Source organism: Micromonospora sp. NPDC005710 (assembly GCF_040630995.1).
In the GTDB taxonomy this organism is placed as follows: domain Bacteria; phylum Actinomycetota; class Actinomycetes; order Mycobacteriales; family Micromonosporaceae; genus Micromonospora.
Map to the genome: position 1 here is coordinate 302,976 of NZ_JBEXYP010000006.1, position 8,475 is coordinate 311,450.

The 8,475-nt window shown below is 71.9% G+C and carries 8 protein-coding genes; 4 read left to right on the forward strand and 4 right to left on the reverse strand.

Annotated features, from left to right (window positions below):
* The first annotated feature begins 83 nt into the window (after positions 1-83).
* Positions 84-932, forward strand: a complete 849-nt coding sequence (locus ABZ406_RS11390) for a 1,4-dihydroxy-6-naphthoate synthase (RefSeq protein ID WP_357758947.1) — start codon at positions 84-86, stop codon at positions 930-932.
* Here the strand turns inward: ABZ406_RS11390 and ABZ406_RS11395 are convergent.
* Positions 893-1,279 carry a cold shock domain-containing protein gene (locus tag ABZ406_RS11395; protein ID WP_196920747.1) on the reverse strand — a complete coding sequence of 129 codons (387 nt, stop codon included), beginning with the start codon at positions 1,277-1,279 and terminating at the stop codon, positions 893-895. The two genes, ABZ406_RS11390 and ABZ406_RS11395, sit on opposite strands and share 40 nt — an antisense overlap.
* Positions 1,280-1,306: 27 nt before the next feature.
* The gene (locus tag ABZ406_RS11400; protein WP_357758952.1) at positions 1,307-1,930 is read right to left on the reverse strand and encodes an HAD family hydrolase; all 624 of its coding nucleotides are present in this window, start codon (positions 1,928-1,930) and stop codon (positions 1,307-1,309) included.
* An 83-nt stretch (positions 1,931-2,013) separates the two neighbouring features.
* Here ABZ406_RS11400 and ABZ406_RS11405 point away from each other — a divergent pair, with 83 nt between their 5' ends.
* On the forward strand, positions 2,014-4,497 hold the full coding sequence (locus ABZ406_RS11405; protein WP_357758955.1) for a helicase-associated domain-containing protein: 2,484 nt from the start codon (positions 2,014-2,016) through the stop codon (positions 4,495-4,497).
* A 28-nt stretch (positions 4,498-4,525) separates the two neighbouring features.
* Here the strand turns inward: ABZ406_RS11405 and ABZ406_RS11410 are convergent, their stop codons facing one another.
* Both ABZ406_RS11410 and ABZ406_RS11415 read right to left on the reverse strand, forming a co-directional pair.
* Positions 4,526-4,762 (reverse strand): hypothetical protein, encoded by a 237-nt coding sequence (locus ABZ406_RS11410; RefSeq protein WP_357758958.1) that lies wholly within the window; start codon positions 4,760-4,762, stop codon positions 4,526-4,528.
* Between the two features lie 97 nt (positions 4,763-4,859).
* On the reverse strand, positions 4,860-5,750 hold the full coding sequence (locus ABZ406_RS11415; protein ID WP_357758961.1) for a L,D-transpeptidase family protein: 891 nt from the start codon (positions 5,748-5,750) through the stop codon (positions 4,860-4,862).
* A 136-nt stretch (positions 5,751-5,886) separates the two neighbouring features.
* On the opposite strand from ABZ406_RS11415, the gene ABZ406_RS11420 reads away from it, so the two are divergent.
* Both ABZ406_RS11420 and ABZ406_RS11425 read left to right on the forward strand, forming a co-directional pair.
* Entirely contained in the window at positions 5,887-7,566 is a 1,680-nt protein-coding gene (locus tag ABZ406_RS11420; RefSeq protein WP_357758964.1) for a DNA repair helicase XPB, read from the forward strand.
* A 154-nt stretch (positions 7,567-7,720) separates the two neighbouring features.
* The gene (locus ABZ406_RS11425) at positions 7,721-8,368 is read left to right on the forward strand and encodes a hypothetical protein (RefSeq protein WP_357758967.1); all 648 of its coding nucleotides are present in this window, start codon (positions 7,721-7,723) and stop codon (positions 8,366-8,368) included.
* Positions 8,369-8,475: the final 107 nt, after the last annotated feature.

The following is an 8,475-nucleotide window of genomic DNA, read 5'->3' on the forward strand; positions in this document are numbered from 1 at the left end:
TCCCGGGTCGCCGGTCACGGTCGCGGGTCACAGTCGTGGGGTGGGCACGAGAGCGGGGCGGGGGGCGGGGCTACCGTGAGGGTGTGGCGCTCTCCCTGGCGATCTCGCCCTGCCCCAACGACACGTTCGTCTTCCATGCGCTGGTGCACGGGCGGGTGCCCGGCGCGCCGCCGGTCGAGGTGACGCACGCCGACGTGGACGTCACCAACACGGCCGCCGAGAAAGGCGCGTTCGACCTGGTGAAGGTGAGTTTCGCGGGGCTGCCCTGGCTGCTCGACGACTACCACCTGCTGCCCTGCGGCGGCGCGCTCGGTCGAGGTTGCGGCCCGCTGGTGCTCACCCGGGGCGACCGTGACGGTGGGCCGGACCGCACCGACCTGACCGGTGCCACGGTGGCGGTGCCCGGTGACCGGACCACCGCGTACCTGCTGTTCCGGCTCTGGTCGGCCGGACGGCCGCCGGCCCGGATCGAGGTGGTCCCGTTCCACGAGATCATGCCGGGCGTGGCGGCTGGGCGTTACGACGCTGGGCTGGTCATCCACGAAGCCCGGTTCACGTACCACCGGCACGGCCTGAGCGCCCTCGTCGACCTCGGCGAATGGTGGGAGGCCGACACCGGCCTACCCATCCCCCTCGGCGCGATTTTGGCCCGGCGCGGGGCGGTCGACCCGGAGGCCGCGGCCGGCTGGGTCCGCGAGTCGGTCCGGCAGGCCTGGGCGGACCCGGCGGCCAGCCGCGAGTACGTGCTGGCGCACGCCCAGGAGATGGAACTCGACGTGGTGGACCGGCACATCGGCCTCTACGTCAACGAGTTCACCGCAGACCTGGGCGAGGCCGGATTCGCCGCGGTGGCGGCACTGCTCGACCGGGCCGCCACCGCTGGCCTGGTGCCTCAGACTTCCAGCTCGCGCGCCACAGCGTGGACCAGCTGAGCGATCTTCTGCGCGGCCTTCTTGTCCGGGTACCGACCCCGGCGCAGGTCCGGCTGGACCTTCGCCTCCAGCACCTTGATCATGTCTTCGACGAGGCCGTGCAGTTCCTCGGCCGGCCGACGGCGCAGCTCCGACATCGACGGCGGCGCGTCCAGCAGCTTGACCCCCATGGCCTGCGCGCCCCGGCGGCTGTCCACCACACTGAAGTCGACCCGCTGGCCACCCTTGAGGTCGGTGACACCCGCCGGCAGCGCCCCCTTGGGCAGGAACACGTCGCCGCCCTCGTCACTCGTGACGAAGCCGTATCCCTTGGCCGTGTCGTACCACTTCACTCGACCCGTAGGCACCTGAAAACCCCTGCTTCACTTGAGCCGCTACTGCTCCAAGGCTAGCTGGATCATCCGGTCGAGCGCCGCTGGGAATTCGGTGAGCTCGTCCAACACCACCTCCGCCCCGGCCGTACGCAGCTCGTGGGAGGAGCACGGGCCGGTCGCGACACCGATGCCGGGGACCCCGGCCGCAGCCGCCGCCACCATGTCCGCGACGTGATCGCCGACGTAGTGGGTCGCGCCGTGCTCCCGCAGAGCGGTCGCCTTCTGCTCGGCGAACAGGTCACCGGCCAACTCGTCGACGACGAGACCGAGGTGGTCCAGGTGCAACCAGGCCAGCCGCCCGATCTTGGACGTGACGACGAGCACCCGTCCACCCCGCGCCCGGATGGCGTCGACGGCCTCGCGCGCGCCGGGCAGCAGGAGCGTCGGGGTGATCGCGTACGCCGGGTACAGCTCGCGGTACGCGAGGACGGCCGACTCGACCTGCTCCGGCGGGAACCAGTGCGCGATCTCGGTACGCAGCGGCGGCCCGAGCCGGGACACCGCCAGCTCGGCGTCGACCGGCACACCGGTCCTCGCGGTAAGAGCCCGGTACGCCGCGGCGATGCCGGGTCGGGAATCCACCAGGGTCATGTCGAGGTCGAATCCGACGGTCAGTGCGGGCATGTCGAGAAACGTACCGGCTACTCCCAGTCGGCCGGACGTCCGAGGGGCGCAGAGGCCCGATGCCGGGCTAGCGTGGAAAGACGATGACCACCTCACTCGCCGACCACCTGCGGTCGCTGCCCGACGAATCACTGGCCGCACTCCTGCAGCTGCGACCCGACCTCGTCGTGCCCGTGCCGGCCGACGTCTCCGCCCTGGCCATCCGGGCCCAGTCCCGGGTCTCCGTGGCGCGCGCGCTCGACGGTCTGGACCAGTTCACCCTCCAGATCCTCGACGCCGCCCGCCTCACCCGAAGCCCCGACGACGCCACCACCGACACCGACACCGTGCTCGCGATGGCGACCTCCGGGCCGCACCCGCCGGCTCCGACCGCCGTCCGGGCCGCCGTGGGCCGACTGCGTGCGCTGTTCCTGCTGTACGGCCCGGAGCACGCGCTCCAGGTGGTGCCCGCCGTCGACGAAGTCGCCCCGTACCCCGCCGGGCTCGGCCGGCCAGCCGCGGAGCTGGACCCGCGCACTGACGCTCTCTGCGCGGACGCGGCGAAGCTTCGGCGGACGGTGCTCGCCGCCCCGCCCTCGGCCCGGGCGATCCTGGACCGGCTGGCGGCCGGCCCGCCGGTGGGCAGCGTGCCGCCCGGGGCGTTGCAGGCGCCGCCGCTCGGCGCGGAGGACCCGGTCCTCGCCGACCCCACGAACGGGGGTGCCCCCACCGGCTCCCCGGTGCGATGGCTCGTCGACAACCGGTTGTTGGTTCCGGTGACGAGCGGTTCGTCCACGGCCGGCGGCACTGTGGAGTTGCCCCGCGAGGTCGGTCTGCTGCTGCGCCGCGACAGCGGCCCGCTCGGTCCGCTGCGTACCAGCCCACCGCCGGTGGCCGCCGCACCGCGGGAGCCGAAGGCTGTCGACTCGGCCGGGGCCGGGCAGACCATGGAGGTGGTCCGGCACACCGAAGGGCTGCTGGAACAGCTCGCCGACGAACCCGCGCCGGTGCTGCGTTCCGGCGGCATCGGGGTGCGGGATCTGCGCCGGTTGGCGCGTACCGCAGCGCTCGACGAACCGACAACAGCGCTGCTGCTGGAGGTCGCGTACGCGGCGGGGCTCGTCGGTGAGCTGGAGTTACCGGGCTCGACGACCGGCCGGTACGGGGCGGATCAGCAGGTGCTGCCGACCGGCGGCTACGAGGTGTGGCGGGCCGCCTCGCTGGCTCAACGGTGGGAGCAGCTCGCCCGAGCGTGGCTGACCATGACCCGGCAGGTGGGGCTGGTGGGCCGACGCGACGACCGGGACCGGCCGATCACCGCGCTCTCCGCCGAGGCCGAGCGGGCCAGCGTGCCGGCCACCCGACGGGCGGTGCTCGGCGTACTCGCCGATCTGGAGCCGGCGACGGCGCCCACCCCGCAGGAGGTGCAGGACCTGCTGGACTGGCGGGCTCCGCGCCGCAGCCGGGGCCGGGATGCCGCCCACCGGGAGGTGCTGGCCGAGGCCGCCCAGTTGGGCGTGACCGGGCTGGGGGCGCTCACCTCGTACGGTCGCCTGCTGCTGGGTGACCTGACGTCGGCCGACGAGCGCGGTGACGACCCGCTGGGCGTGCACGCGGACGTCGAGAGCGGCGACCCGTCTGGTGCCGCTCGGGCGCTGGACGCGCTGCTGCCCGCCCCGGTCGACCACTTCCTGGTGCAGGCCGACCTGACCGTCGTGGTGCCCGGTCCACCGGAGCCGGCGCTCGCCGTCGATTTGGAGGCGATGACCGAGCTCGAGTCGGCCGGCGGGGCCAGCGTGCACCGGGTCACCACGGGCAGTGTGCGACGCGCCCTGGATTCCGGCTACACGGCCAACGACCTGCACGACGTGTTCCGGCGTCGGTCGCGTACGCCGGTGCCGCAGGGGCTCACCTACCTGATCGACGACGTGGCCCGTAAGCACGGCGGGCTCCGGGTCGGCCTGGCCGGGGCGTACGTGCGCAGCGACGACGAGACCCTGATCAGCGAGGTGCTGGCCGACCGACGGTTGGAGTCGTTGGCGCTGCGCCGGCTCGCGCCGACGGTGCTGTGCACCCAGTACCAGGTCGGTCGGTTGCTGGGGACGCTCCGCGACGCGGGGTACGCGCCGGTGCAGGAGGACGGCACGGGCAGCACGGTGCTGGCCCGGCCGCGGATCCGGCGGGCCCCGGCCCGGGTGTCGGTCACCACCCGGACGCTCGACCCGCTGGCCGCCCCGAAGCTGCCCATGCCCCGGCTGCTCGGCGTGGTGGAGCACATCCGGCGGGGTGACGCGGCGGCGCGGGCCGCCCGACGGGCACCGGCGGCGGTACGCGGCGGCGCGCCAGGGCTGGGCGGCGGCCCGGTGCCGGCGCACACCCACAGCGAGGCCCTGGCGGTGCTCCAGCAGGCGGTCCGGGACAAGGCGCTGGTCTGGGTGGGTTATGTCGACGCGCACGGGGCGACCGCGTCACGCCTGCTCAAGCCGGTCTCGATCGGTGCCGGTTATCTGCGGGCCGAGGACGAACGCACCGAGATGCTGCACACGTTCGCGTTGCACCGGATCACCGCGGCGGTGGTGGCGGACTGACCGGGGCGCCGTCGCGCGGCGCTGCCGGTCAGCGGCGGCTGCGGCGTACGGTGCCGACCACCGAGATGATCAGCAGCAGCGCGAAGCCGGCACCGGCGGACTCCCCGACCGAGTCGACGAACCCCTGCTCGAGCACCAGCCAGCCGAACAGGAACCAGCCGAGCAGGAGCGTCGCCGCGACGGCGTACGCGATCACTGTCGCTCGGGAAACCTCGTCGGGTGGTGCCTGCTCGTGCTCCGCGATCACGTCACGGTCGACCGTCATGCCCAGCCTCTCCGCCCGATCCGGCCCTGGACTCCAAGGGTGACACTCGAAAGTCCGGTCGGACAGGGGGTTACCACAGCGATTCGCTGCGTGTTGCTCAGGTGCCGGGGCGTCGGCCGATCAGCACCACCCTGGTGCCGACCTTGCCGAGTTCCCACATCCGGACGGCGTCGGCGTGCAGCAGGTTGACGCACCCGTGCGAGCCGATCGACTTCTCGTGCAGGTAGGTGGTGGTCTCGTGGAAGCCCATCCCCTGGGTGAAGTGCTGCCAGTACGGCAGCCACACCTCGTACGGGTCGGACCACTCCTTGGGGTTGCGGTAGTTGACCGTGTACGTGCCGGACGGGGTGCGGTAGCCGGACATGCCGGTGCGGGTCACCGTAGGGGCCATGATCACCTTGCCGCCGCGGAGCGCCCAGACGGTCTGCCGGGTCAGGTCGACGCAGAAGGTGGTGCCGGTGCCGCCCTTGCACCGGGCCGTGTCGGTGGTGGCGAGGCGCTGGGCCACGTCGAGGGTGGTCGGTCCGGCGCGACCCTCGACGGGGCGAATGCCGTACCTCTTCTGGAACTTCTTGATCGCGGCGCAGTCGGCGGCGGACTGGCTGCCGTCGACTGTCACCGTTCCGAACCCGCCCAACCGGGCCAGGTAGGTCTCCACAGCGCGCTGGTGCTGGCCCTGGGGGCAGCCGGCGACGGTAGGCGTACCGGTGCCGGGGGTTGTCGTGGGTGCCGGGCGGCTCGGCTTCGGCGTGGGTTTCCGGGACGGCTTCGGGGTGGTCTTCGCTGTCGGCGCGGCCGGCGTGGGCCGGCCGCGCTGGTCGGGCTTGGGCGTGTCGCTCGCCCCCGTTGCCTGTTCCGCCGCACCGGCTGGGGCGGCTCCCCCGCCACCACTCCCGCCGGACTGCGGACCGAACGCGCACGCACCTGCGCCGACCAGCACGACCACCACGAGGGCGACCAGCCGGGAAGTGATCCGGACATGCTCCACTGAACCTCCCCAGACAGTCGTCCCTTTACTAGACGTTCGTGAGTGCCGTCACGGTTGCGGCTGACGAGCATCTTTCTTCCGCCGTCCCGCATCATGCAACACTGGATGGTCGGCCAACCGAGGAGAGGACGCTGGCGTGAGCGGTGGACCACTGATCGTGCAGTCGGACAAGACCCTGCTGCTGGAGATCGACCACCCCGACGCGCAGGCCTGCCGGATGGCGATCGCGCCGTTCGCGGAGCTGGAACGCTCGCCGGAGCACGTGCACACCTATCGCCTGACCCCGCTGGGTCTGTGGAACGCCCGCGCGGCGGGGCACGACGCCGAGGGCGTCGTGGACTCGCTGCTCAAGTACTCCCGCTACCCGGTGCCGCACGCGCTGCTCGTGGACGTGGCCGAGACGATGGACCGGTACGGGCGGCTCCAGCTCGCCAACGACCCGGCGTACGGGTTGGTGCTGCGCGCACTGGACCGGCTGGTGCTGATCGAGGTGGCCAAGAGCAAGAAGCTCGCCGGGATGCTCGGCGACAAGATCGACGACGACACCATCCGGGTTCACCCGTCCGAGCGCGGCCGGCTCAAGCAGGCGCTGCTCAAGCTGGGCTGGCCGGCGGAGGACCTGGCCGGTTACGTCGACGGTGAGGCGCACCCGATCGAGCTGGCCGAAGCCGGCAAGGACGGCGGTAAGCCGTGGACGCTGCGGTCGTACCAGCGGGAGGCCGTGGAGGCGTTCTGGGCCGGCGGGTCGGGGGTGGTGGTGCTGCCCTGCGGCGCGGGAAAGACCATGGTCGGCGCGGCGGCGATGGCCGAGGCGAAGGCGACCACGCTGATCCTGGTCACCAACACCGTCGCCGGCCGGCAGTGGAAGCGGGAGCTGATCGCGCGCACGTCGCTGACCGAGGAGGAGATCGGCGAGTACTCCGGCGAGCGCAAGGAGATCCGCCCGGTCACCATCGCCACGTACCAGGTGCTCACCTCGCGGCGCGGCGGTGCGTTCACCCACCTGGACCTCTTCGGGGCCCGCGACTGGGGTCTGGTCGTCTACGACGAGGTGCACCTGCTGCCCGCGCCGATCTTCCGGTTCACCGCGGACCTCCAGGCCCGCCGCCGGCTGGGCCTCACCGCGACTCTGGTACGCGAGGACGGCCGCGAGGGTGACGTGTTCAGCCTGATCGGCCCGAAGCGGTACGACGCCCCGTGGAAGGACATCGAGTCGCAGGGCTGGATCGCCCCGGCCGAGTGCACCGAGGTCCGGGTGACCCTCACCGACGCGGAGCGGATGTCGTACGCGACGGCGGAGGCCGAGGAGCGCTACCGGATGGCGGCGACCGCCCGCACGAAGCTTCCGGTGGTCAAGGCGCTCGTCGACAGGCACCCGGACGATCAGGTGCTGGTGATCGGGGCATACATCGACCAGTTGCACCAGCTCGGCGAATATCTCGACGCACCGATCATCCAGGGCTCGACGACGAACAAGGAGCGGGAGCGGCTGTTCGACGCGTTCCGGTCCGGCTCGTTGCGGACCCTGGTGATCTCGAAGGTCGGCAACTTCTCCATCGATCTGCCCGAGGCGGCGGTGGCGATCCAGGTGTCCGGCACGTTCGGTTCGCGTCAGGAGGAGGCGCAGCGGCTGGGCCGGGTGCTGCGGCCGAAGGCCGACGGCCGGCAGGCGCACTTCTACACTGTGGTCTCCCGGGACACGATCGACACGGAGTACGCGGCGCACCGGCAGCGCTTCCTCGCCGAGCAGGGGTACGCGTACACGATCGTCGACGCCGACGACGTCCTCGGCCCGAGGCTGCCGACCGTCGACTGACGCCGCTTTTCTTGATCAACTCGGTTTCCAGGAAGTCGCGGTGTCCGGGGCGCTGTGATGCCCCGACTTCCTGGAACCCGAGTCGATCAGCGCGGTAGGCGCGCCGGATCCGGGGTGCAGGCGTTCGTGGTCATCGCATGGTTCACTGTCGAGCGTGTCGTGGTGGAGGACCAAGTCCTACCTGGCGGTCATCGTGGCAGCCGTCGTGGCGGTGGCAGGAATGGCCGTCTGGCGGTGGACGCACAACCGCCCGCCGTACGGCCAGGAAGCCCTGGCCATCACGTCGTCGCTCAGCCTCGTCAGCTACGCGGAGGCGCAGGCTGCGCTCGGCGAGAATTACCAGGCGCCGCTGGCCTCCGACGAACGCGACCAGTTGGTGCTGGGCACTGTCGCCTGGCGACCGCCTCCTGAACCACTCGACGGCGGCTACTTCGCGGTGTTCCTCATCGACAAGCGCACCAACCTCAAGCCGGGCGTTTTCGCAGTCTCCGCTCCGCAGGAGGCCGTCAGCCTCGGCAGCGCTGGCGTCGAGAACAGGATCGCCGAACGCTATGCCTGGCTACGGGGTGCGGGGGACGTCAAGGTCGGAGACAACGAGTGGCGGAGCAACGGCAACAGGCTTGGCGTGTTCGACGCGACGGCCTCGCCGCTGACATTCGTCGCGCGTTTTCCGTACGTGGCTGACGCTGCTCGGGAGCCAACGACAGCCGCCGCGCCGGTGGGGATGTCCGACCTGCTGTTGGCGCTGGTCTACCTGGGGCCGGACGGACAGGTCTACTGGGCGCAACGGCTCCAGGGCTGAGTGACCGCCGACCCCAAACTGCGCTCGACCTACCGGCACGAGGCCGACTCGGCGATCGGCTTCCAGGCATTCAACGACCCGGCGGCGATGGGCAGCGCGGCGGCCTT